This window comes from Gimesia sp. (genome assembly GCF_048260065.1).
Taxonomy (GTDB): domain Bacteria; phylum Planctomycetota; class Planctomycetia; order Planctomycetales; family Planctomycetaceae; genus Gimesia.
On the sequence record NZ_JBLXHC010000013.1, the window covers coordinates 160,007 to 182,382 of the forward strand.

A 22,376-nucleotide genomic window follows, 5' to 3' on the forward strand; every position below is an offset into this window, starting at 1 on the left:
CCACTTCCCCGTTCACGAGAAGTGGCCTTTTTTGTTGCCTCGATTGGAATGGGAAGTTTACCCGTTATTCCAGTTCCACTGTGATCGACCGGGAATCATTATCGACCTTGGACGGCTTACCGAACTTGATCTTCTTCGAAAATGCTTCGATGTCTTCGACCGGGTAAACCTTGAAGGTGGTGATCTCTCCATCGACAGTCGGAATCACCTGCAGGGACTCGGTATCGTTGGCTGACTGCAGGATTTCATCAATGATCGGATCCTGTTCGCCTGGAGAGAGCTTTTTGTTGACAACGATGCTGATCATCGTGTTGGGATTAATCGGTTTGGCTTCGCCGGGGCTGTGTGCCATGGCTCCGCCTCGGGCGGCAGCAGCTTCGGAGAAGCCTTGTTCCATAACGGCTGCAGCTCCCATCATCATGAGCATTGGTGCCATTTGGGCCAATGGTCTGACCTGTTTGGTGAACTCTTCATTGAATTCTTTTTCCGTTTTCGCATTTTCCAACTGGGCCAGAGTTGCGTTCAACCTCTTGAATCCCGCCAGAGCCTGGTCTTTTTTCGAGGTAATATCCTCCGGCTTTAACTTGTCCAGGTTCTGTTTCGCGCTTTCGATTTTAGATTTCCAGTTTTTGGCCAGGGTCTGGGGAATCCATTTGTCTTCCACTTTGACCATGACTTCTTCCTTGGTTTTTTCACCCGGAACTTCAATTTTGACAGTGGCCTGATCTCCTTCTTCGGAGACAACCGTGACTTTGGCCTGCTTCAGCTTTTCATTGAAGTCGGGCTTGCCTTCTTCTGCAGGCATCAGGTCGGAGATAGTGGCAAAGTCTTTGGCGATTTTGGATCCGCTGTTGGCGAGGAATTGTCCGCCATCAAAAGTCTTCAGTTTCTCCAGGGTAGACAGATCGCTGTTAGCCAGGGTAACCAAAATATCGACACTGGGATCATAGTATTTCGCGACTTCTTCCGGTGAGGTCTTAGGGTTATCAAGCATTTCGTTTTTGAGAATGAATTCTTTTTTGTCCTGCAGCAGTTTGCCCAGTCTTTGAGCGATGGCGAACATCTCATTGTATATTTCCGGATCCATTTTATCCGCAAACTGATGTGCGAGGCCGTTGACATCACTCTGGTAACTGGCGGGCAGGAATTCCCAGACGACTTCCATTTTCTGATCAGCAACGCCCTGAATCAGGTACTGCATCGATCCTGCAGGACCCTCTGGTGGACCGGCCTGCTGGGTTGAGGAGCCACACCCGGAGAGCAGGGGGAGCGTTCCCAGGAAAAAGAGCAGAGTGAAGAGCGGGGCTGATTTTCTCATCAGAGATCCTTTGTGAAAGAAGAGAACTGGATGAAGTGGAGCAGAGATTGCTGCATCCTTTTACAGTAGTAAGAATCGATATTAACTCCAGTCCGAACTCTTGAACAGGTTCGCAGGCTGGTGTGATCGTTGAGAATCAGGTATTGAGGGAACGCGGACCAGCGGATGGCGGATCAAACAATTCTGTCTCTTCCGCGACGCCGCGGAAGGGGTCTCAGCTGAAACATAGGTTATTTTCAGCGGATTGCCGGCGTTTCTTGCTACTATAAGCAGATTGAATAGAACCAACGTGAATTATAAGTGTCTGGATGAAACGAATTCCCATTTCGCGTGTTTAATCTACAGACCTGGGGTCATGCTGCCTGATTCCATTTCAGACCGTGAGTTATTATATTTTCGATGTGTGCTCAGCTGTGGTGTTGTAAGTGTATTTAATTTAGTTACTTGCGGATAATGAAAATTTCCTAAGTGACGTGACAATATTTTTCAGAAAGTCGTGCGCTTGACTTCATGACTCTTTGATCTCTACACTGTGCCGTATTCGAAATTTAAATACTGCAGACCGGCTATTATTAGTATTCCTTATAAATAGGGCAGGTTTCACTTCCATGCATCTGCGTAATGCTGAACTTTTCTGTGATGTCGTCGTGCAAGGCAGCTTCTCCAAAGCTGCTGAGGTTCGTCGTGTGTCTCAGTCTGCTGCCAGTCAGGCGGTGCATGCATTGGAGAAACGTCTGGGGGCCCAGTTAATCGATCGCTCCAAGCGACCTTTTGAGCTGACTCCCGCCGGTGCGATTTACTTTGATGGATGTCAGCAGCTGCTAAGGTCGTTCGAACAGGTTGAAGAGCAGGTCCGCCGGGCCGTCGGTCAGACACGCAGCCGCGTGCGGATCGCCGCCATCTATTCGGTCGGGCTGGCGCAGATGCATGATTATGTCGAGCATTTTCAGCAGTTGTATCCGGATGTGATGGTCACCCTTGATTATCTGCACCCGGATGAAGTCTATCAGCGAATCTGTGAAAATCAGGCCGATCTGGGGCTGGTTTCCTTCCCTAAAGAAGAGAAAGACCTGACGAGTATCCTCTGGCAGGAACAGCCGATGGTACTGGTCGTTCATCCCGGTCACCCGCTGGCGGAACGCGAGAGCTGTCCGGTTGACGCCCTCGAAGACGAACCCTTTGTGGCGTTCACATCAGAATTAGTCGTTCGACAGAAGATCGATCGCTGGCTGCGAAAAGCCGGCGTCCACGTACAGTTGATCCATGAGTTTGATAACATTGAAAATATGAAACGGGCTGTCGAAGCCGGGGCGGGGATTTCTGTTCTGCCTTTACCGACGGTTGCGAAAGAAGTTCATGATCAGTCATTGAAAGTGGTACGTCTGGAAGAAGTCGAATGGTTCCGTCCGATCGGGATCATTCAGAAAAAACAGAAAACGACGCCCGATATGGTGTCAAAATTCATAGAAGTCTTGCATGAAGACCCCGCGAATTTCTCAAGCGCTCGTAGAGAATCGACCGAGGTATCAGCATCGGGGAGACAAAAAACTCCCAGCATGGATGCGTTTTCGTTCGGTCCTTTAATAGCGCGTGAATAAGCAGGTTGAGTGTCTGCAGTTTCTTGTTTGGATGGATCCACCCGATTTGAGTCAGGAGAAGACTCTCCCTGAGTATGACTCAAACAGATTGATGGTTGATCTTTGACAGAAAACATTCCGGTGTAAATCCGGTAACCAAGGGGCATTCGTCTCTCCAGGACGAACTGCCCGATTGATATCGAGAGTGCGACGTCTGTTCGCAATAACAGGATGCCTGGTTGGCATTGATTTTGTTAAACATTAGTTTGAATGGTGAAGTAAGATGACAAGTCGAACCGTTCGGCGTGGAACTGATTCCGAGAACACAGCACGAAGCTCCATTTTTCAGGTGGGGCGTCTTCCGGAAGCGCACGGGCTCTACGATCCGGAATTCGAGCATGACAGTTGTGGTGTCGGGTTTGTCGCCCATATTAAAGGCGAACGTTCGCACCAGATCGTGCTGGACGCCGACGAAATGCTGCGTCACATGACTCACCGCGGCGCTTGTGGCTGCGAAGAAAATACCGGCGATGGTGCAGGGATCCTGGTCTCGATGCCTCACGACTTCCTGTCGCGCGTCGTGAAAGAAGATCTGAACCTGACGCTGCCCGAACAAGGCAATTACGGCCTGGGAAATGTCTTCCTGCCGACCGATGTCTCCCAGCGGGAACATTGTAAAAAGGCGGTTGAGGAAATTGCCAATCAGCAGGGACTGGTCGTACAGGGCTGGCGTCCACTGCCGGTCGCCCCGGATGTTGCCGACATCGGTCCTTCCGCTTTGCGGGCTCTGCCTCACATGGAGCAGGTCATCATTTCGACTGCCAACGGCAAAGTCGCTGACCAGGACCATCTGGAACGCCAACTCTATATTATTCTGAAAGCCTCCAGCCGACTGCTGCGGGAAGGCAGCAATCTGCCTCAGGGGCTCATGTTCTACTACTGCTCACTCTCAAGTAAGGTGCTCGTCTATAAAGGGATGTTGACCCCAGATCAGGTCATGCCCTTCTATCCCGACCTGCAGGCTGATGATTTTACAAGTCACCTGGCCATGGTTCACTCCCGCTTCTCCACGAACACGTTCCCCAGTTGGGATCGCGCCCAGCCATGTCGTTTCATGGCTCATAACGGCGAGATCAATACACTGCGGGGGAATGCGAACTGGATGTATGCCCGGCAGGGAATGATGTCCAGCGACCTGTTCGGGGATGACTTGAAAAAGCTGTTCCCGATCATCGAGCCTCACTGTTCCGACTCCGGAAACTTTGACAACGCACTCGAACTGCTGCTGATGTCCGGCCGTCCGCTGCCGGAAGTCATGATGATGATGATTCCCGAAGCCTGGCAGAACCATCATTCTATCTCCGTTGCCAAACGGGCCTTCTACGAATACCACTCTGCTCTGCAGGAACCCTGGGACGGACCCGCTTCCGTTTCCTTTACCGACGGTCAATGCATCGGTGCGGTTCTGGACCGGAACGGTCTGCGACCCAGCCGTTATTATGTGACTCACGATGACCGTGTGATCATGGCCAGTGAAGTTGGCGTGCTGGAAGTCGATCCCAAAATCGTCAAGGAAAAAGGCCGCCTACAGCCCGGAAAAATGTTCCTGGTCGACTTTGAAGAAGGCCGCCTGATCCCCGATGAAGAGATCAAGGAAAAGTACGCGACCAAACGTCCTTACCAGGAATGGCTGCAGGAGCAGCGGATTCTGTTGAGCGATCTTCCGCTGGAAGGTCAGCTGGAAGAAGTGCCGAAGAAAGAACTGCTCTCACGCATGCAGGCCTTCGGTTTCACTTTTGAAACGCTGAAGTTCATGCTGATTCCGCTGATCAAAGCGAAAAAAGATCCGATCGGTTCGATGGGTAACGATGCCGCTCTGGCCTGCCTGAGCGATCAGTCGCGCCTGCTCTACGATTACTTCCATCAGTTGTTCGCCCAGGTGACGAACCCCGCGATCGATTCGATCCGCGAAGAAGTCATCATGTCCCTCGAGTGCTACATCGGCCCCGAAGGCAACCTGCTGGATTCGACCGAAGAACAGTGTCATCGTCTGTTGATTCCCGAACCGATTATCAGCAATGAGGAAATGGCAGCCATCAAGGCCATGGACTATCGTGGCTGGAAGAATAAAACGATCGACGTGACTTATCCCAAAGCAGAAGGGGAAGCCGGTTTCCGTGCTGCCCTGGATCGCATTCGGGAAGAAGCATCCCAGGCGATTGCCGATGGCTTCAGCCTGATTACGCTTTCCGACCGTGCAGTGGGACGGGAACGAATCGGTCTGCCGACCATGGTTTCCTGCGGTGCGATTCACCATCACCTGGTTCGCAACGAACAGCGCACCCAGATCGGGATTGTGCTGGAGACCGGCGAAGCCCGCGAAGTGCATCATCACTGTCTGCTGTTCGGTTACGGTGCCGACGCGATCAATCCTTACATGGCCTTTGAAGCACTCTGGCATTCACTGGAAGTCGGCGAACTGGATGCGAAGAAGTGGGACCGCGAATCAATCGTCGCTGCCTACCGCAAAGGGGTCAGCAAAGGCATGCTGAAAGTCATGGCCAAGATGGGGATCTCGACTCTGCAGAGTTACAAGGGAGCCCAGATCTTCGAAGCCGTTGGTCTGAACAAGGAAATTATCGACACCTGTTTTTCAGGCACCGCGAGCCGGATCAAAGGGATTGGCTTTGATGTCGTCGCACAAGAATGTGAAATGCGTCATAACATCGGTTATCCGCAGCGGGAACAGCATCGTCTGCCCGTACTGCCCAACCCCGGTGTGTACCACTGGCGTGCGAATGGCGAAAAGCATTCCTGGTCTCCCGAGAATATCGCGAACATCCAGGCTGCTGCCACCACTGGCGATAAAGAAGCCTACAAGCGATTTGCGAAAGCCGTCAACGAGCAGACGACCCGTGAGTGTCACCTGCGTGGTCTGCTGACCTTTAAAAAGCGGGATTCCATTCCGCTGGAAGAAGTCGAGCCGGTCACGGAAATCGTCAAGCGATTCTGCACGGGAGCAATGAGCTACGGCTCGATCTCTGCCGAATCACACGAAGCACTGGCGATTGCCATGAACCGCCTGGGCGGAAAAAGTAATACCGGCGAAGGGGGCGAAGATTCCGCCCGCTTCAAGCCTATGGAAAACGGCGATTCCAAGCGTTCGGCGATCAAGCAGATTGCCTCTGGTCGATTTGGTGTGACCAGCTGGTATCTGACGAATGCCGACGAACTGCAGATCAAGATTTCTCAAGGTGCAAAACCGGGAGAAGGGGGCGAACTGCCCGGGCATAAGGTCAATAAGATCATCGCCTCGGTACGTCACTCGACTCCGGGTGTGGGGCTCATCAGTCCTCCGCCGCACCATGATATTTATTCGATCGAAGACCTGTCGCAGCTGATCTACGACCTGAAGAATACCAACCCGAAAGCACGCATCAGCGTCAAGCTGGTGTCGGAAGTCGGCGTCGGTACGATTGCTTCCGGTGTGGCCAAAGGTCATGCGGACAACATTCTGATCTCCGGTGCTTCCGGCGGTACGGGGGCTTCCCCGCTGACCAGCGTCAAGCACGCCGGTCTTCCCTGGGAACTCGGAATTTCCGAAACTCACCAGACCCTGGTGCTCAACGACCTCCGCAGTCGCGTGCGTCTGCAGACCGACGGTCAGTTGAAAACCGGTCGCGATATCGTAATCGCCAGCCTGCTGGGAGCCGAAGAATTCGGTTTCTCTACCGGCCCGCTGATCACGATGGGCTGTATCATGATGCGGAAGTGTCACCTGAATACCTGCCCGGTCGGAATTGCGACTCAGAATCCGGAACTCCGCAAGAAGTTCGCCGGTCAGCCGGAACACGTGGTCAACTACTTCTTCCTGCTGGCAGAAGAGGCTCGTGAACTGATGGCCGAACTCGGGTTCCGCACGATGGACGAAATGGTAGGACGCAGCGATGTGCTGCAGCTGGACGAAAACGTCGCGCACTGGAAAGCGAAGCACCTGGATCTGACTCCAATCCTGCGACTGGCTGAAAAACCGCATCCGAATGTGGGCACTTATTGCACGCAGGATCAACAGCATGGTCTGGAAGTGGTGCTGGACAATCTGCTGATCAGCGAAGCCCAGCCTGCGATTCAAAAAGGTGAGCCGGTGACGATTGACGTCAAACTCAAGAACACCGACCGTACCTTCGGAACGATGTTGAGCCATGAAGTTTCCAAAGCCCATGGTGCAGACGGACTGCCCGATGAAACCATCCACATCAACAGTAAGGGTTCTGCCGGACAGAGTCTGGGAGCCTGGCTGGCACATGGGATTACCATCGAGCACGAAGGCGATGCCAACGACTATGTCGGCAAAGGTCTGAGTGGCGGTCGAATCATCATCTATCCGCCGGAAGATTCCACATTCGCTCCCGAGAACAACATCATCGTGGGTAACGTGAACCTGTATGGTGCGACTCAGGGTGAAGTTTATATCCGCGGCCAGGCCGCTGAACGCTTCTGTGTGCGTAACTCGGGTGCTTCTGCTGTGGTCGAAGGTATTGGTGATCATGGTTGTGAATACATGACCGGCGGTCGCGCCGTCATTCTGGGCGAGACCGGTAGAAACTTTGCCGCCGGGATGTCCGGAGGTGTGGCTTATGTCTACGATCCCGAAGGACTGCTGCTGCAGAACAGCAACCTGGAAACGATTGAACTGGAACCGATGGAAGAAGCCGATGATATCGCAGAACTGAAAACTCTGATCGATAATCACCGCAAATTTACCGGTTCGACGGTCGCCAAAAAGATCCTGGATCACTGGGAATCGGAGCTGGAATCATTCAAGAAAGTAATGCCCATCGATTACAAACGGGCATTGCAGGAAATGGCGGCTGAAGAAGCCGAGGTCGTCGTTTAAGCATCGTCGGGCGTTCCTCGCACTTTGAGTAGTCGGGTGAGAGGAACGCTGCATGCAAGCATTTCATCAGCGAATATCAGAGCTAACATTTATTTAGAGTGAGATAGAACTATGGGCAAGCCAACCGGCTTCATGGAATTTCCCCGAGAACTGGGTGCAGACCGGAAACCCGAATTACGCATTCTGGACTGGAACGAATTTCACGATCATCTGACAGACGAAGAACTGGGCAACCAGGGCGCCCGCTGTATGGATTGTGGAATCCCTTTCTGCCACACCGGGAAGACACTGGCCGGCATGGCTTCAGGCTGTCCGATCAATAACCTGATTCCCGAGTGGAACGACCACATCTACCACGGTCGCTGGCAGGATGCGCTGGACAGTCTCCACAAGACAAACAACTTCCCGGAATTCACCGGTCGCGTCTGCCCGGCTCCCTGTGAAGGTGCCTGCGTGCTGGGGATTCACGAACCGCCGGTCACGATCAAAAACATCGAGAATTCCATCATCGACCACGCCTTTGATAAAGGCTGGGTCGTCGCCAATCCTCCGGCTGTCCGTACGGGGAAAAAGGTTGCTGTCGTCGGTTCCGGTCCTGCCGGTCTGGCTGCTGCCGCTCAGCTGAATACCGCCGGTCACAGTGTGACCGTCTACGAACGCGATGATCGCATTGGCGGTCTGCTGATGTACGGTATTCCCAACATGAAACTGGAAAAATGGATCGTGCAGCGTCGCGTTGATCTGCTGGCCGACGAAGGGGTGGAATTTGTCACAAACACCTCCATCGGCGTCGACATCACTGCCGACCAGCTGATGAAAGACTTCGACGCGGTCGTGCTCTGCACGGGTGCCACCAAGCCCCGAGATCTGCCGATTCCCGGACGCGAGCTCAAAGGTGTGCACTTCGCGATGGAATACCTGTCGAAGAATACCAAGAGCCTGCTGGAGTCCGGGCTGGAAAGCACGCACTACCAGAATTCTCCCGTCGAAAACTTCATCAACGCCGAAGGCAAAAAAGTCGTCGTGATTGGTGGTGGTGATACCGGGAATGACTGTCTGGGAACCGCGATGCGGCAGAAGTGCGAGAGCCTGATCAATCTGGAAATCGTGCCTCAACCACCGAACGAACGCGCCGCCAATAATCCCTGGCCTCAATGGCCGAAAATCTTCCGCGTCGATTACGGTCACGAGGAAGCAGCAGCTGCGTTCGGTAAAGATCCCCGAATGTTCCAGATGTCGACCGTCGAATTTGTCGGCGACGAAGACGGCAACCTGAAAGGGATCAAAATCTGCGAAGTGGACTGGTCCAAACCGGAAGCCAACGGAGCACCATTCAGCATCGTAGCCGGTTCTGAAAAGGAACTGGAATGCGATCTGGTCTTCCTGGCACTGGGCTTCTTAGGCCCCGAGCATATCATCAGCGAACAGCTGAACCTGGAACTGGACGGCCGCTCGAACTTCAAAGCCGAGCATGAGCAGTACACAACCAGCCTGGAAGGTGTCTTCGCCGCTGGCGACTGCCGACGTGGACAGAGCCTGATTGTCTGGGCGATCAACGAAGGCCGCGGCGCCGCCCGCGAATGCGACCGCTACCTGATGGGAGCGACAGAACTGCCATAAGCGGGTGGTTCTGTCTACTTACCTGTTATGTCAATGACAACGGTCTGCGAAATGATGAGGTGATTCCGGGATGACAGAGAATGAGTTTCAACCCGATCCAGAACAGCCGGGCCACAATCAGCCCGCGGGCTTCTGGACGGAAACGAACTGTCAGGTCATCGAACTGCCGCTGACCAGGGAATCTCTGATTCAGGTCCTGTGTTGCGCTCTGGATGACGGGAATGCGGAGTACACCCATCAGGAGATCGCCTGGTGGGCCGAAAATTTCCATCAGGCACAGTTCGACTATGAGAATCCGGTTGACGAAACCGTTGCTGACGTCGCCCTTGATCTCCACCTGCAGTGGCAGATGTATCTGGACAACACGTATACCCGGGAAGAACTGCAGAAGCTGGACTTTTCGAAGGTCCGGCTGCCCGCTGAGTGGTTCTCAAACTGGCTGGAACAGCTTGACGCATAGCTCGTTCGTGTGTCATTATTTTTGAATAACAGGAAGATGACGCGTGCGCAAGCCGGGACAGGTTCAGAAATGGATGATCAGGAAATCATGGAATGTCTCTTAGACAATGATGGCAGTACAAGAGACATCAACTTTACTCCCGCGGCATTTGAAAATGTCAGTTTGTTGATCAGCTTACTGATTGACGACTATCAGCAGGGTGTATTCTTTGGTCCCGGTGGGGAGCAAGTTGAGTTTGAATCTAAGGCAGTCTGCAGTTTGTTAGGAAAAGAAGCGGGAACAATTTACGGATATTTCGAATCGGAAACGGCACTCATCAAAAAATTACAGCTGTTTTTAGATTGGCCGGAAGAGGGGCAGTGTGCCGTGGAACTGTCATTTTTTTCCGATGACTTACAAGCTGATTTTAAGATCGAACGCTTTCTGTCTCAGTTGAATTCCTGGTGGGACATCCTGAAGGCGCGCGAGGTTTTTGTACGCTACGAGAATGCCAGTTGGGAATGGTATAACCCGAATGACCTGGGGGTTTTCTATCATCAAACGCGGGCTTGATCGATTCGCTCTCTGTTTCAGGGATTTGAGCAGGAAGAGGCCAGTTCGAACCTGAAGTGTCCTGTTGGTGTCAGGTCTGAATTGCCAGTCATGGTGTTCAGATCACAACAGGCTCAGCGAAAGGGACCGCCCGCATGTCATCCGACCTTTTACAGAAAAAACTTCGGCTGCAAATCCGACTGACTGCCATCGATGAGCCGCTCTACCAGGCCTGGCAGCGGTGGTGCGGCGATCTGCCGTTTGTGGAAGTGCACCATGATTCGATCTTCAATGTGTCGGCGGATGCGATCATCAGCCCGGCCAACAGTTTTGGATTCATGGATGGCGGTATCGATCGTCTCTACCTGGAACGCTTCGGAACGTCATTACAGGATCGGGTTCAAAATCAGATCAGAGAAGATCATGGGGGCGAACTCCTGGTCGGCGCAGCGACGATGGTTGAGATTGAAGATTCGGAATTCCCGTTTCTGATCGCAGCGCCCACGATGCGGGTGCCGATGCCGGTTGAAGATTCGATCAATGCGTTCCTCGCCGCCCGTGCGATCTTTCTGTTAATTCGCGATGGCGTCATCCCCTCCGGAGAGAATGCGGGGCAGCCGGTGCGCGAGTATGTGAAAAGCATCACGGTACCTGGTCTGGCAACCGGCGTGGGGCGAATGTCCCCCGTGCGATGCGCAAAGCAGGTGCGAGCTGCAATTGAGGATGTCCTGCTGGATCGATTTCAGTTTCCCGCCAGCACGTCACAGATCCGTAAGCGGCATGATCGACTGCTGGGGAAGTGAGGAGCACCGATTTTTTACATCTACGTGTTTGCTGAATGTCTGTCAGCCAGTATGATCGTAGTGAACGACAACGAAACCTACTCAAGATACTACAGTGCGAGGGAAGCACATTGCAGGAACCGACGGCGGAAATGATTGCCTTTTATGAACGCCGGACGCAGGCACATATTGAGCGGGTGCGGCGGAATCTGACTTTGCTGGCGGAGGAACGGGAGTGCGGGGCAGAGCTGTTAGCGCGGGGGAAAGTGCATGATGCGTCCAAGTTTGGCCCCGCGGAATGTATTCCTTATATCTGGCTGACTGAATTTCATCGCTGCCGCTGGCGAAAAATTCCGTTTACCTATCCGCCGGGAATGGAAGAACGGGTACAGTCTGCGATCAGGCATCATGTCACCAGCAATCGTCATCATCCTGAGTTTCATGACGATCCTAATCAGATGACCGAAGTGGATCTGATCGAGATGGTCTGTGACTGGACGGCCATGTCACAGGAGTTCAACCAGGATGAAGGCAGCGCCCGAGGCTGGGCCGAGAGAACGATTGGTAAGCGCGTTCCCTTTAATGATGAGAAAACGCGGTTTGTGTTTGCTGTGATCGAGCAGTTAGACCGGTTGCGGTGTGAGGAACGGGAATAAAAACTCACCTTCTGAGTATTGCCAGTCGTAGGTTGCGATTCATCGGTGAGGCGATAGTGAAATACCAATTGATGATAAGACCCAGTTGAATATAACAGGGGCAGTGAGATTTGTATTCTGTTTTTATTTAGTGTTGCCCAAGGTTGAGTGTATTTGACATTATAGTGTTTACATGTGTCGATAATTTGATTGTGAATTTAATTGGGTACAGAGTTCCGGCAAATGAATATGGAATTTTTGGAAAGTGATTACGACAAAGTTAGCTACTTAGTCAATCTTCTCACCGAGTGTGCGACTGGAAATTCAGTAAATACAAAAGAGTATGAAACCTTAAGGTATGAACTCTTAAGTAATCAAGAATTAGCCCCGCTTCTACCTGATTGGTTAAAGGTTCATCGAACTCTTACTACTTTTTGGGGGTTTATTAAGAATAATTGTGCAACTTATGCAGAGAGAAGGACTTTTTTAGCAGAGGAATTTTCTAGAGCATTGAATGCACTGGAATTTGATAATGACTTCGCTAATTCAAATTCATCAGAAAGCAAAAGTAACATGAATGCTAATACTGTTTCTGTACAAGATAAGAAAATATTTATCGTTCATGGTCGCGATAATGAAACAAAACAGGAAGTAGCTAGATTTATAGAAAGCTTAGGAATTGGAACTATTATCCTGCACGAGCAAGCCAGTGGCGGGATGACAATAATTGAGAAAATCGAACACTATGCTGATGAATCGAATTATGCCCTTGTTTTGTATACAGCATGTGATTTGGGACGAGGTATTCATGAATCAAAAATTCATCCTAAGAATAGAGCCCGCCAGAAAGTAGTCTTTGAGCATGGTTACCTGATGGCCAAATTAGGTCGAAGGAATGTTTGTGCGTTGGTAAAAGGAGAGATTGAAACACCAAATGATATCAGCGGAGTGGTTTATGTTGGCTTAGATCAAGCTGGTGGTTGGAAAAATGAAGTAATTAAAGAACTGAAAGCATGTGGTTATAAGGTTTGAAATGTAAGAACAAAATTTGAATTCAGTTTTGAAATATCTAATTTTTTAAGAATTAGTAAGGGATGCAGTTCATGGATTCGGCCTTGTGTTTAGATGATGACAAAATTTATGGAGCCGAAAACTTTTCTAAACTTGTAAATGAAGAATTGGAAAAGAAAAGACGAAGCCTAGTTTGCATCAGTTGTAAAGGTCCGGCTTATTTTCGAAAGGCTTCAATATCAGGCCAAGCAGCATGCTTTGGTGCAAGGCCTCATTCTTCGGATTGTGCTTTAGCTTCTTTGACTCATGAAACATTCGAAGACGGTGAGGGGAGCGATCAAAATCTAAAAATCAATCCAGGTGATGAAATTGTAGTTGACTTAATACTTCAGACAGAAGAAGTATTAAAACCTATAGCAAATTCTGATTTACCACCAAATTCTAATCGAAAGGGTAAATATCTTAAGACAGATAAAAGTGTTAAAGCCCAAACACATCGTCGGTTGAGTACATTACTACACAATTTAATTCATAATCCTGATTTTAGAACATCACAGCAAACCATTATTGTAGATGATGAAGCAAGATGTAGTGTTAGTGATTTTTTTATCCAATTGAATGAGATTACTCCAAAAGATAAAGGGACATATAGAGGATGTTGGGGAATGATTTCTGATGCAAATGAAGGAGAGAATAAAACTATTTGGTTTAATAGTGGTGGTGACTGGCGTAGTTTCAGTTTCTGTTTAGATAAAACAAAAGTCGATCCTGTTTTCAAGAAGTACAAAATCAAAGATTTAGAAGACTTTGCCGGCGCTTATATTCTTGTGTGTGGAAATATAAGTGAGTCCGGAAACAACAAATTATACTGTGCAATCAATTCTGCCGACCATCTTGTTTTTGAGTTAGTAAAAAATGAATAAACCTAAACATAGCCTATGTAGTCTATACTCCAGTCATCTTTAGTGAATCTAAAAACGATGGCATTTACTCTGGAGCAGGTGGTCCCCTGGGGGCGTTCGTTTGAAGAATATCAAGCGATGTTTGCACTGACGGATGACGATCTGCAGCAGCGGATTCTGGGCTGCGGAGATGGTCCCGCATGTTTTAACGCGGAATTGACCAGGCGGGGCGGACGCGTGGTGTCCGTTGATCCCCTGTATGAATTCACTGCAGATGAGATCAGCCAGCGGATTGATGCGACCTTCGAAACCGTCATGGAACAGACGCGGATCAATCAAAGTGAATTCGTCTGGGAACAGATTCGCTCTCCAGACGAACTTGCGGAGATCCGCAGGGCCGCCATGCAGAAATTTCTGACTGACTATCCTGCAGGAAAACAGGAAGGCCGCTATCGAACCGCCAGTCTGCCGACGCTGCCGTTCGCCGAGGGCACATTCGATCTTGCGGTCTGTTCGCATTTTCTGTTTCTCTACAGTGCGCACTTTTCCGCGGAGTTTCATGTCGCGTCGATCAGGGAGCTGTGTCGTGTGGCGCGGGAAGTCCGCATTTTTCCGCTGTTGGAACTGGGGTCAACCAGATCACGGCATCGGGAACCGGTGATGGCAGAACTTTCTGCAGCGGGTTATGATGTGCAGATCAGGCATGTGCCTTACGAATTTCAGAAACAGGGAAACGAAATGCTGATGTTGCGATTGTCTGAAGTTTCGTAGTCAAATTATAGTGCAGGGGCAGGTGAATGGATCAATTAGAGATTCAGCGGTGGGTATCGCCATTCTACTTAGCGATCCTGCATGGGAACTATGTTTCAGACATCTTAACTGTTGATGAGCGAAATCAGTTTAATCAACGAGTGTCTGAGGTCTTACCAGAGATGACTCCGCAGATTGCCAGTTCACTTATTTCCGGACATTGGCGGGAAGCGATCACAGGTAGCTGGTTTGCTGGTGTTAAGAAATATACTGAATGTCAATCCCAGATCACAAAGCGGTTGCTTGCCTCAGAAACCTGTTACGCGGGACAATCACACGTTTTTGCTCTGGCCTGTTTTGCGAATGATGCTTCGGTGTCAGCTCTTAAACAATATTTAGACCGATATTTACGACAATTAGATTGCTATTACGACCAGAACTGGGCTATGCCGGCCCTGATGTGGATTGATGAAATGAACGGGACAGATCATGCTTCAGAATATCTTAAAGCGAACGGGCTCTGGGAGCGATTCATCAAAGAAAAAAACTCAGAGGCCTGGTGCATTCAAACTTGTCAGAAACATTTCTGGAATCTCATGAATTACTGTAAATCACAATTTCAATAACAATAAAACTCTGTATGAAAATAGGCCTCCTGTTACTGTTGATAGCGTTTCTGCTGGTGCTGACTGCCTGGATACATCAGGGTTGGTGGTGGCTGCTGCTTTGGCCGGCTTTCAGCTTTGCGCTGGTTTCGGCGGGGTATTTTGGTCTGGGTCCGCGTATCTTCAATAAATCGGAAGAGGGGCTGGTCCCATATCTCAATCAGTGTCTTCTATTGCCTTACCTGCTGTATCTGAATGGGATCTGGCACTTGTCGAGGCTGTTGCGACCGGAGCCACCGTTACACCAGTTGACCGAGAATCTGTATATCAGTCGGCGTCTGTTATCCCGCGAACTGCCGACGGAGATCGTGCATGTCATCGATCTGACGTGTGAGATGAGCGAACCACTCGAACTGCGTTCACGTGGTTATCATTGTTTTCCAGTGTTGGATCGTGCAGCTCCCTCGGTCGATTCATTATGCAACTGGATCGAACAGACTGCGGCACTCGAGGGGCCGCTACTGATTCACTGCGCGGAAGGGCATGGGCGGACTGGCTTGTTTACGGCAGCGCTGCTTCTGTATATCGGACAGGCATCTAGTATGGAAGAAGCATTGCAGTTTATTCAGAGTCAGCGACCACTTGTGCGATTGAGTCGAGAGCAAAAAAAAACATTAGAAGATTTTTTCAATGGGCATTGAGTGATCAGCTGTTCCTGGTTGCAAAAACGGTGTGCATGCTTCATGATGAGAAAACCGCCATCGGCCTGCGAGCCCGTTTCAGAGTGCCGGTTCGATGCATTTCAATGGACCTGTCAGAAAGTCACACCGTGGAAGTAGTTGTCGGTATCCCCCTTGTTCTGGACAGTTATGAAGCGTTTCGCGATCAGGTGTTGTCTGTAGCGCGAGACCGGTTTCTGTTTGCTGGTCAGATCCTCATGTCGACGGAAAACAGTGCCGCGGTGAAGTGTGAGCTGCATGAGGCAGATCCCAACATGACGCTGGCGTTTGAGCTGGGCGCGCAGGGGGCCATTTCCGAGAGTGATCTCGCAGCGATTGCCGGTCATCGTTCGGTGATGTATCTGATTACGGATCGAACCGGTCTGACCGAACTGCATCAGTTGCACACCTTCATCGATGTGACGCTGGAATGTGGCGGGCTGGGCGTGAAGTTTGAAAACTCGGGAGTGGCACACAGTCTCAGTTCCTGGCAGCAGAAGCGGTTCTGTGAAAATAATCTCGATCTGCTGCAGTCGCATGTGATGCTGGCCGGCAATGAAGACTGCTTCTACAGCACGGGGATGCATATCTTCGGTCTGCCTGACGCGGCGGTGCCTGCGTCGATCGAAAACCAGGACGCGGCACGACTGCTGATCGAGTTCAATCATTACCGCATTTTCGAAGCGGCACAGGTTAAAGATGGTCAGACCTTCTCGATCGCAGCAGATGCGCCCCGCTTCCGCCTGCATCTGAAAGAGGACGAGATCAACGCGGGTCAGGAATGTTTCGTCAACCCGTATGGACGATTTCTGCTCGAACCGCTGTAGCGTAAAACTGAGGTTCGCTCTGATCTGCAGGCAGGAGTGTTGAGTTGATGGAAAACAGAATCACTGTCGCGGCCTGCCAGTTGTTTGATGTTCAAAATGATCTGGAACATTCGCTGAGCCAGATCAGCGAATACGCAACGCGGGCTGCTGCCGAGGGAGCGGCACTGCTCTGCTTTCCGGAATCGTATCTGCAGGGCTACATTTTAGAGGAATCTTCAGCGCGACAGCGGGCCATTGATATTTCTTCTCCCACGTTTGCTGAGATCCTGAAACGGCTCGAGAGGCTGCAGCCGACACTGCTGATCGGATTCATAGAGAAAGCAGGGACGCGATTGTTTATTTCTGCAGCTGTCATCAGGCAGGGAATCCTGCTGGGCTGTCACCGCAAGACCCGACTGGCGGAGTGGGAACGACTGTACGAACCGGGAACGGAAACGCCGATCTTTGAAGTTACAGGACTGCGGTTTGGTGTGAATATCTGTTATGAATTGAATTTCCCCGAATGTGCCGCAGCGATTGCCTCGCAGCAGGCACAGCTGATGGTCTGCCCCTGTTACAATATGCTGCATCCCGAGAATGCCGAATTGTGGAAGGACCGCCATAATGCGATTCGGGCGGAACGAACGCGGGAAACCGGACTGTGGTTGCTCTCCGCGGATGTGACGGGGAGACGCGACGGACAGATCGCTTATGGACCGACGGCGCTGATTGACCCCGATGGCACGGTAGTCGCGCAAGTTCCGTTGATGGAAGAAGGTCTGCTGCTGCGGGAAATCCAGTTTTAGACTGTCTCCCGTTTTACTGTAGCGTCTCCAGATCTATTGGGACCGAGTCTATTAGATTGACAGACATTATTATTAAATGTGATGCCCTCTCGCAGTGACGAATTACAGGAGAGCTTTTTCTGATGAGCCTGTTCGATTACTACATACCAGATCCGCCGCTCCATTGTCCTGCCTGCGGGAGGGAACTGAAAAACTGGCAGGGGAAAGATGGACCCTGTTTTCAGCTTACCTGGCAGCAGGGAATCAAATTTCCGGTTGCTTCTGATAGTGAACTGACTCCTGATTCAGGTACGAATCAAGCAGGTTCGAACCAGGATTGGGAGGAAACACTGCCTGCTACGTTTCTCATTTATGCAGATGGATGTGGTTGTGATCGTCTGGTAGAAGCTTATGGGACCTGTGAAAATGAGGTGTGGGTGCATACAGAAGTTGTGACGCACCTCAATTTTCAGTCCGGAAGTACGACAAGCCTGCAGGATGAGCGTAAAATCCGGAGACAACTCAGGCAATGGATCGAGCCGGAGTCGACTGATCCACAAGCTGAGCATGACGAGACGAATTGATCTTTGTAATACAACCATAAAATTAGAGTAGAACCAGATATCCATGCAGCTGACCGAACATCGTATTTCCGACGCTACCGGCGAATATACGCGCGCTGTCTGGCTGATGACCGCACCGACTGACGAGCCGCATCGGCTCTGCGTATTTCTCGACGCCGAGCATTATCTGCGCGATATGGATTGCCTGCCTGTCATTTCCGGGTTGATACAAAAGGGTCTCATACCGCCTGTGTCGTGTGTGTTTATTTCGCATGTGAGTGGCACAGCGCGACAGCAGGATTATCTCTGGAATGAGCGGTATGCACGGTTCATTGCAGAAGATGTCGTCGCCTGGTGTAGCGAGCGGGCGAACGTACAGACTGCAGGCAACGTGATGTGCGGGTTGAGTCTGAGTGGACTGGAGGGAGCGCTGATCGCATTACTCTACCCGGAACGGTTTCCGGATGTGCTGTGTCAGTCCGGTTCGTTCTGGTGGCTGGCGCAGCAGGAACGTTCGCTGCCGAAAACCAGTGCGAAGTTCTGGTTGAGCGTGGGAGATCAGGAGACGGAGACCGGTGTCACGCATGCGCCGCTGGGACTGTTCCAGGAAGTGTCCCAGATCGCCGGCGTCGAGTGGGCGGCGTCGCGACTGCAGAGCCTGGGAGCGACCGTGAAATATCGCCAATACGCGGGAGGCCACGCGATTGCCCCCTGGCGCAAAGAGCTGTCTCTCGCGCTTCCCTGGCTGCTGTCTTCAACTGAAAAAAACGAATAAGTCCAGATTCGAGTTGAAGTTGTGGTGACAGTCAGGGTATTCTCAACAGATGCAGATCTGAAAAACAGCATCGAAATTTCACCCGGGAACAGGAAGCAGGGAGTCAGCAGGGATGAAGTATGCAGGGTTCTGGGTTCGGACGGTTGCTTTTGCGATTGATATCGTTCCGATCGTTCTCGTCGTGATGACGATCTTTTATTATTATTCGGATTTCGGGCAGACGTGGATCACCTATCAAGCGGATCGTACTAACGAAAGTGCGCGCGTTCAGTACATGTCAAAACAGAACTGGATCCGCGAAAGTTCGTTCGGTGTCTGGCTTGTGTACTGCGCGTTGATGGAAAGTTCGCCTGTTCAGGGAACGCTGGGGAAACAGCTGGTGGGCATCCGTGTGGTGGATCGTCTGGGCAACCGGATTTCTTTTGGCTGCTCGATTATTCGAAACCTGTCTAAAATTACGTCCTATCTACCATTTTTCATGGGCTTTTTCTGGATCGCCAGTTCCCGGCAGAAACACGGCTGGCATGACATGCTGGCGAAAACGGATGTGGTTTATGGAGAATCCCGGTTGCAGGAACATTTTGAATGATTCCTTTTTGTACTGATTAGCAGCAGTGTTTGTAACTTGACTTCAGGGCGCGCTCTCACAATCTGGAGGATTGATTATGAGACACTATGAAACATCAGACGCGATTCGCGAGATGATCGCTTATTTTCTGCCTTACTGTGATGATAAAATCACATTGCAGATCCTGCTCAGAATGAGTGAGTGCCTGGAGCCCTGGGATGAAGCAGGCGCGCTGTATGAACGCATCAGAAAAAAAACGGTCAGCGCCAGTAAACAGAACGACCCGCGCGCGACGGCTCAATATAAATTTGAAGAGATCTGTGCCAAAACACTCTACAATATGTCGAAACCAGATTCTCCTTTCAGCGATGATGTCCCCTTCTGGGTGATCCCGCTGGGATTTCGTTTCGCCTGTGAACTGGAACTCCCCGATCCTTATGCGTTTACTTCGCATCTCGATGACGATTCGGATCAGCGTTTCCGGTTCATGTGAAAAGTGATCACTGTCTATTTGATGTCGCGATTCCCTGCGCGTCAGTTTAAATAAGCATTCGTAGATATTCAGTCAATCGAGTTATCTCCTCAGGGAGAGGTGAAAACAAAAGGAGTTTCAGTGGACGACCACGATCCATTTAATGAGCCCGAGACAGCATCCGCGATAGCCAGGGAGTTAATGCCCGAAGAGTTTTTCTGGGATTGTGTCGATGAGTCTGCTCCCTTCGGAAGTGATGAAGGCTTTGATGCCTATTATGAATGGCGTGATTGGCGCGAAGAGCACCCGACTCGAAATCTCAGCGATTGTCTGTCCTGGATCCTGGAGGGAAGGGAGGCAGACTACAATCCTTCTCTTTACACCGATGAACAGATTCAACAAGACCTTGATGATCCCGGGCAAGCATTCCTGGCGGAAAGTTATGACATCTTTACCCTGGATACAACCATCATTGCGAGTGGACTGGGACAGTTGCTGGATGAGGGCCGGATAGACGCAGAGGCAAAGCCGTTGCTCATGGTGGCTGTTCGACGTCAGCTCCATCCTTTAATCTGTTTTGATGTTCACAGAAAAAACATCATGGAAGCGATCGAGCGCGTGATCCAGGCTGCCTGAGTTTTAGGAGAGGGGATCCGGATGGTCATCTGTGGGAGGTTGTCTGGAACCCGGAGTGGTCCGATTAATTTGATGGCTCAATGAAATGGAGAGAAAAAATCAGGACGGATTGCATGACAGACATCTGCATAGATTTGAATGAGTATCGCGTAAATCTGCGCGTAGCGGCGATTGTGCGGCGGGAGGAGGAAGTGCTGTTGTGCCGTCCGCCTGATGATGAGGACTGGTGGTTTCTGCCAGGGGGACGGGTCAGGGTGAATGAAGATTCGCTGACTGCGGTTCAGCGGGAACTGACAGAAGAGATCGGGCCGGGCTTTGCAGTGCAGAGACCGGTGGCGGTGGTGGAAAACTTCTTTGATCTGGACAACCGGCGGTTTCACGAGATCTGCACATTTTACGAGGTCGCCTGGCACGGAACGGCGATCGCGGCGACGGTCGAGGATGTGCTGGAAGTGTTCGACTGGTTTTCCCTGTCGGACCTGAGCGACGTGGTACTCAAGCCGGAATTGATCAAAGAGCGGATTCTCAATCCACGAGCGGAACTGGAACTGATTTTGAACCGGGAAAACGGTTGAGTTGCAGCAGGCAAAGCATGGCATATCGCAATCGCGTATTTACGTATATCACAAACGGACCTCATCTGCTGGTGTTTGACCATGTCGACTTTCCGGAGGCAGGAACGCAGATCCCCGGCGGGACGATTGAGCCGGGAGAGACTCCGGAAGACGCGGCGCTGCGGGAAGCGCGAGAAGAAACGGGGTTGAATGGGTTTTCGAGTCCAGTTCTGATTGCCCGCCAGAAAATGGATCTGGAACCGTTCGGAAAACAGGAAATTATTGATGCCTGGTTTTACCATCTGCAGTATGATGGAGAACGGCAAGCACGCTGGCAACATGCAGAGCAGACGCCTGCTGACGGCAGTGCGCAACCGATTCTGTTCGAATTGTACTGGGTTCCACTGGATCAGGAACTCCTGCTGAATGGTGCCGATGGGATATTTCTGGAACAGGTGCGTGAAATCACTTCGAAATTTAGAGTTGAGTGAAACTATTTGAGGGATTGTGAAGTGTCGTATCAGCTGATTCATTCAGACCATCTGGGACAAGTCTATACACAGTACGGAAATCTGCGTCGTAACCATTCGACTGCTGCAGAAGTGCTGGAGTTTCCAACGCTTCCTGAGGCACAGCGTCATGCGAATGAATTTATAACGTTGTTTCCAGAATTGCAGTGCGAGATTGTCTGGGGAGAAGGAGAACACGAGACGGTTGTGAACCGGTCAGCACAGGATGCTTATATTCAGAAGCATTTCCAGCCCTCCTGGAAAGGCAGAATGTTTGATCTGGGGATGAATTTTGTGCTGGTTGCGTCGCTGCTTGCCAATGTGGTTTTTGTCATGATGTTGATGCAATCGTGAGGAACGTTTCTTTAACACTGTAATGTGAGTAAAAACGTTATGAAATGGGAGTATTCAAAACCGGTTTCAACGCGTACTGGACTGTGGCTGCTGGTACTGACAGTGGTCTTGCCTTTCATCCTCTGGCTGCTGATCGAAGCACGTCTGCCGTTTTTGATTGCTTTTCTGGTGATCCCTGTGATTTTCACAGCGATCTGGCATGATGCCGGGTTTCTCATCGGGGGGATATTTTTCTGGGGCGGATTAATTCTGTGGGGAGAATCAACGGTAAAACCTGATCAGGTCGATAATATCCTGCCGGGACTGACGCTGACCCTGGGATGGGGATTTTACGTGTTCTTTTATGGGCCCGTTTTTCTGTTGATCAAATCGAATGATCGCTACCTGAAGAAGTGGAGTGTGGCCGAAACTGCCGATAGTTCTGATCGCCTGAATTGAGATCGTGTTATCATATCAGCGGTTAAGAGGCTGAAGGCAAAAGACGGGCGGTAGAAGCTGAGATTACACAATTTCACTACTTTAATTTTCAGAACCTGAATTGTATGAT

The 22,376-nt window shown here is 50.8% G+C and carries 24 protein-coding genes; 23 read left to right on the top strand and 1 reads right to left on the bottom strand.

The features are described from left to right. Positions 1–64: 64 nt before the first annotated feature. A complete protein-coding gene (locus tag ACN0YN_RS22650) occupies positions 65–1,318 on the bottom strand; it encodes a hypothetical protein (protein ID WP_417387298.1) in 1,254 nt (417 codons plus the stop codon). Between the two features lie 608 nt (positions 1,319–1,926). Here ACN0YN_RS22650 and ACN0YN_RS22655 point away from each other — a divergent pair. The 23 genes from ACN0YN_RS22655 to ACN0YN_RS22765 all read left to right on the top strand — a co-directional run bounded on the left by ACN0YN_RS22655 (position 1,927) and on the right by ACN0YN_RS22765 (position 22,267). Further along, positions 1,927–2,916 (top strand): LysR family transcriptional regulator, encoded by a 990-nt coding sequence (locus ACN0YN_RS22655; RefSeq protein ID WP_417387299.1) that lies wholly within the window; start codon positions 1,927–1,929, stop codon positions 2,914–2,916. 262 nt (positions 2,917–3,178) lie between these two features. Further along, positions 3,179–7,792, top strand: coding sequence for a glutamate synthase large subunit (gene gltB / locus ACN0YN_RS22660; protein WP_417387300.1), 4,614 nt, complete (start codon positions 3,179–3,181; stop codon positions 7,790–7,792). Positions 7,793–7,903: 111 nt separating this feature from the next. Next, a complete protein-coding gene (locus ACN0YN_RS22665; RefSeq protein WP_417387301.1) occupies positions 7,904–9,412 on the top strand; it encodes a glutamate synthase subunit beta in 1,509 nt (502 codons plus the stop codon). Between the two features lie 70 nt (positions 9,413–9,482). Further along, positions 9,483–9,872: a hypothetical protein gene (locus tag ACN0YN_RS22670; protein ID WP_417387302.1), complete on the top strand. Its 390-nt coding sequence runs from the start codon at positions 9,483–9,485 to the stop codon at positions 9,870–9,872. Positions 9,873–9,908: 36 nt separating this feature from the next. Beyond that, complete coding sequence (locus ACN0YN_RS22675; RefSeq protein WP_417387303.1) at positions 9,909–10,424, top strand: hypothetical protein; 516 nt, start codon at positions 9,909–9,911, stop codon at positions 10,422–10,424. A 134-nt stretch (positions 10,425–10,558) separates the two neighbouring features. After that, the gene (locus tag ACN0YN_RS22680; RefSeq protein ID WP_417387304.1) at positions 10,559–11,206 is read left to right on the top strand and encodes a macro domain-containing protein; all 648 of its coding nucleotides are present in this window, start codon (positions 10,559–10,561) and stop codon (positions 11,204–11,206) included. 110 nt (positions 11,207–11,316) lie between these two features. After that, positions 11,317–11,841 (top strand): DUF5662 family protein, encoded by a 525-nt coding sequence (locus ACN0YN_RS22685; RefSeq protein WP_417387305.1) that lies wholly within the window; start codon positions 11,317–11,319, stop codon positions 11,839–11,841. A gap of 222 nt (positions 11,842–12,063) precedes the next feature. Continuing rightward, the gene (locus ACN0YN_RS22690) at positions 12,064–12,852 is read left to right on the top strand and encodes a TIR domain-containing protein (RefSeq protein ID WP_417387306.1); all 789 of its coding nucleotides are present in this window, start codon (positions 12,064–12,066) and stop codon (positions 12,850–12,852) included. Positions 12,853–12,923: 71 nt separating this feature from the next. Then, on the top strand, positions 12,924–13,754 hold the full coding sequence (locus ACN0YN_RS22695; RefSeq protein ID WP_417387307.1) for a hypothetical protein: 831 nt from the start codon (positions 12,924–12,926) through the stop codon (positions 13,752–13,754). Positions 13,755–13,811: 57 nt separating this feature from the next. Then, a complete protein-coding gene (locus ACN0YN_RS22700) occupies positions 13,812–14,504 on the top strand; it encodes a class I SAM-dependent methyltransferase (RefSeq protein WP_417387308.1) in 693 nt (230 codons plus the stop codon). A gap of 26 nt (positions 14,505–14,530) precedes the next feature. Further along, positions 14,531–15,109, top strand: coding sequence for a DUF6000 family protein (locus ACN0YN_RS22705; protein ID WP_417387309.1), 579 nt, complete (start codon positions 14,531–14,533; stop codon positions 15,107–15,109). A 14-nt stretch (positions 15,110–15,123) separates the two neighbouring features. Beyond that, positions 15,124–15,789, top strand: coding sequence for a dual specificity protein phosphatase family protein (locus tag ACN0YN_RS22710; RefSeq protein WP_417387310.1), 666 nt, complete (start codon positions 15,124–15,126; stop codon positions 15,787–15,789). 128 nt (positions 15,790–15,917) lie between these two features. Next, entirely contained in the window at positions 15,918–16,634 is a 717-nt protein-coding gene (locus ACN0YN_RS22715) for a DUF4261 domain-containing protein (RefSeq protein WP_417387311.1), read from the top strand. A 47-nt stretch (positions 16,635–16,681) separates the two neighbouring features. Continuing rightward, positions 16,682–17,419: a carbon-nitrogen hydrolase family protein gene (locus ACN0YN_RS22720; RefSeq protein ID WP_417387312.1), complete on the top strand. Its 738-nt coding sequence runs from the start codon at positions 16,682–16,684 to the stop codon at positions 17,417–17,419. 122 nt (positions 17,420–17,541) lie between these two features. Beyond that, on the top strand, positions 17,542–17,982 hold the full coding sequence (locus tag ACN0YN_RS22725) for a hypothetical protein (protein WP_417387313.1): 441 nt from the start codon (positions 17,542–17,544) through the stop codon (positions 17,980–17,982). A 43-nt stretch (positions 17,983–18,025) separates the two neighbouring features. Then, entirely contained in the window at positions 18,026–18,736 is a 711-nt protein-coding gene (locus tag ACN0YN_RS22730) for an alpha/beta hydrolase (protein ID WP_417387314.1), read from the top strand. A 112-nt stretch (positions 18,737–18,848) separates the two neighbouring features. Then, on the top strand, positions 18,849–19,325 hold the full coding sequence (locus ACN0YN_RS22735) for an RDD family protein (protein WP_417387315.1): 477 nt from the start codon (positions 18,849–18,851) through the stop codon (positions 19,323–19,325). Between the two features lie 76 nt (positions 19,326–19,401). Further along, positions 19,402–19,797 (top strand): hypothetical protein, encoded by a 396-nt coding sequence (locus ACN0YN_RS22740; protein WP_417387316.1) that lies wholly within the window; start codon positions 19,402–19,404, stop codon positions 19,795–19,797. A gap of 120 nt (positions 19,798–19,917) precedes the next feature. After that, on the top strand, positions 19,918–20,412 hold the full coding sequence (locus ACN0YN_RS22745; RefSeq protein ID WP_417387317.1) for a molybdate metabolism regulator: 495 nt from the start codon (positions 19,918–19,920) through the stop codon (positions 20,410–20,412). Positions 20,413–20,525: 113 nt separating this feature from the next. Beyond that, on the top strand, positions 20,526–20,987 hold the full coding sequence (locus tag ACN0YN_RS22750; RefSeq protein WP_417387318.1) for an NUDIX hydrolase: 462 nt from the start codon (positions 20,526–20,528) through the stop codon (positions 20,985–20,987). Between the two features lie 17 nt (positions 20,988–21,004). Beyond that, a complete protein-coding gene (locus tag ACN0YN_RS22755; protein ID WP_417387319.1) occupies positions 21,005–21,457 on the top strand; it encodes an NUDIX hydrolase in 453 nt (150 codons plus the stop codon). 21 nt (positions 21,458–21,478) lie between these two features. Further along, positions 21,479–21,829, top strand: a complete 351-nt coding sequence (locus tag ACN0YN_RS22760) for a hypothetical protein (RefSeq protein WP_417387320.1) — start codon at positions 21,479–21,481, stop codon at positions 21,827–21,829. 39 nt (positions 21,830–21,868) lie between these two features. Continuing rightward, positions 21,869–22,267 (top strand): hypothetical protein, encoded by a 399-nt coding sequence (locus ACN0YN_RS22765; RefSeq protein ID WP_417387321.1) that lies wholly within the window; start codon positions 21,869–21,871, stop codon positions 22,265–22,267. The last annotated feature ends 109 nt before the right edge of the window (positions 22,268–22,376 follow it).

Bases quoted from the DNA above. Each gene is read 5' to 3' on its own strand.
- ACN0YN_RS22650 (WP_417387298.1), bottom strand. From the start codon at position 1,318: ATGAGAAAATCAGCCCCGCTCTTCACTCTGCTCTTTTTCCTGGGAACG.
- ACN0YN_RS22655 (WP_417387299.1), top strand. From the start codon at position 1,927: ATGCATCTGCGTAATGCTGAACTTTTCTGTGATGTCGTCGTGCAAGGC.
- gltB (WP_417387300.1), top strand. From the start codon at position 3,179: ATGACAAGTCGAACCGTTCGGCGTGGAACTGATTCCGAGAACACAGCA.
- ACN0YN_RS22665 (WP_417387301.1), top strand. From the start codon at position 7,904: ATGGGCAAGCCAACCGGCTTCATGGAATTTCCCCGAGAACTGGGTGCA.
- ACN0YN_RS22670 (WP_417387302.1), top strand. From the start codon at position 9,483: ATGACAGAGAATGAGTTTCAACCCGATCCAGAACAGCCGGGCCACAAT.
- ACN0YN_RS22675 (WP_417387303.1), top strand. From the start codon at position 9,909: ATGACGCGTGCGCAAGCCGGGACAGGTTCAGAAATGGATGATCAGGAA.
- ACN0YN_RS22680 (WP_417387304.1), top strand. From the start codon at position 10,559: ATGTCATCCGACCTTTTACAGAAAAAACTTCGGCTGCAAATCCGACTG.
- ACN0YN_RS22690 (WP_417387306.1), top strand. From the start codon at position 12,064: ATGAATATGGAATTTTTGGAAAGTGATTACGACAAAGTTAGCTACTTA.
- ACN0YN_RS22695 (WP_417387307.1), top strand. From the start codon at position 12,924: ATGGATTCGGCCTTGTGTTTAGATGATGACAAAATTTATGGAGCCGAA.
- ACN0YN_RS22700 (WP_417387308.1), top strand. From the start codon at position 13,812: ATGGCATTTACTCTGGAGCAGGTGGTCCCCTGGGGGCGTTCGTTTGAA.
- ACN0YN_RS22705 (WP_417387309.1), top strand. From the start codon at position 14,531: ATGGATCAATTAGAGATTCAGCGGTGGGTATCGCCATTCTACTTAGCG.
- ACN0YN_RS22710 (WP_417387310.1), top strand. From the start codon at position 15,124: ATGAAAATAGGCCTCCTGTTACTGTTGATAGCGTTTCTGCTGGTGCTG.
- ACN0YN_RS22720 (WP_417387312.1), top strand. From the start codon at position 16,682: ATGGAAAACAGAATCACTGTCGCGGCCTGCCAGTTGTTTGATGTTCAA.
- ACN0YN_RS22725 (WP_417387313.1), top strand. From the start codon at position 17,542: ATGAGCCTGTTCGATTACTACATACCAGATCCGCCGCTCCATTGTCCT.
- ACN0YN_RS22730 (WP_417387314.1), top strand. From the start codon at position 18,026: ATGCAGCTGACCGAACATCGTATTTCCGACGCTACCGGCGAATATACG.
- ACN0YN_RS22735 (WP_417387315.1), top strand. From the start codon at position 18,849: ATGAAGTATGCAGGGTTCTGGGTTCGGACGGTTGCTTTTGCGATTGAT.
- ACN0YN_RS22740 (WP_417387316.1), top strand. From the start codon at position 19,402: ATGAGACACTATGAAACATCAGACGCGATTCGCGAGATGATCGCTTAT.
- ACN0YN_RS22750 (WP_417387318.1), top strand. From the start codon at position 20,526: ATGACAGACATCTGCATAGATTTGAATGAGTATCGCGTAAATCTGCGC.
- ACN0YN_RS22755 (WP_417387319.1), top strand. From the start codon at position 21,005: ATGGCATATCGCAATCGCGTATTTACGTATATCACAAACGGACCTCAT.
- ACN0YN_RS22765 (WP_417387321.1), top strand. From the start codon at position 21,869: ATGAAATGGGAGTATTCAAAACCGGTTTCAACGCGTACTGGACTGTGG.